At 32.5% G+C, this 1,092-nt stretch carries 1 tRNA gene; it reads right to left on the minus strand.

What is annotated here, in order from left to right:
- Positions 1 to 953: 953 nt before the first annotated feature.
- Positions 954 to 1,026 (minus strand) — tRNA-Asn (locus CP352_RS10725).
- Between the last annotated feature and the right edge of the window lie 66 nt (positions 1,027 to 1,092).

Below are 1,092 nucleotides of genomic sequence, written 5' to 3' on the forward strand. Positions count from 1 at the left end.
TTTTTTTGTTCAAACCAATCATACGAGAAAGGAACTCCTTTTTCTAATGTTTAAAGAAATAAATTTAAGGAATCATTCATCCTTACACAAACTATTTTACGGTCTCACCTTAACTCGTTAAAAACTTTATAAATCTCGAACTATATTTTTAAAGGTAAGCAAAAAATATTTTTATTTTTTGTTATTAAGCTGTATTTTCTGCCAAAATAATATTTAATTTATCATTTTCACTAATAACAAGCCACAATTTAAAAACTATTTTTCAAATTTCTCTTATGTTGCTGTAATTCATAGTTACCTTTGTGCGACATATTGACACATATTAACCACTTCAGAATGAATTTCCTAGATCTTGGTACTTAGATAGAGGCATGCTTGTCATCTGTTCACTTAGAACAAATAGTCAACACAGCGCGCTCCAACATACGAGATCAATTAAAAGTCCCTGTCATCTGCTTTGCACACATAGTTTTGTTATAGCTGTTTATCTAAATTCAGGTCAATACGAATTGTCTGAGCGGTTTAATTATATTTTAGAAGTAAAAAATAGCATTGCTACCTAATTACAAGGAGATACAGTAATAATTACCAGTTATTTTTTCAATCTCAACCGTACTAATTCTGATCAGAATTTTGTTAACTCATTTTTGTATAATTAGCCTACTACAATCAGAACCCCAACAGATTCCTAGATATAGATTGCTTACCTAATTTTACTGTCGTTGAATATTTATAATAATCTATCTATAAGATTTTTATGCACTTAAAAAGAGAGCATAGCCTCCGTAATCAATTCAATTAAGCTTGTTAGGAGTTTTACTATGTCTTCTATTAATGATTATATTAAATTTGACCCTCAAGTCATGCTTACTTAGCTTACTTAGCCTAATTAACCTTTTAACATACCCAAAAAGCACAAAAAAAGGAAGCCTTCCGCTTCCTTCTTCCCTTTACTCCGGCTGTCAGACTCGAACTGACGACATCTTGATTAACAGTCAAGCGCTCTACCAACTGAGCTAAGCCGGAATATTAAAAAAGAGCACGGCAGCTTCCTTTCCTCGCAGGCAGTTGCCCACCAACTACTTTCGGCGT

This window comes from Lactobacillus sp. UMNPBX1, from assembly GCF_002554085.1.
In the GTDB taxonomy this organism is placed as follows: Bacteria; Bacillota; Bacilli; order Lactobacillales; family Lactobacillaceae; genus Lactobacillus; species Lactobacillus crispatus.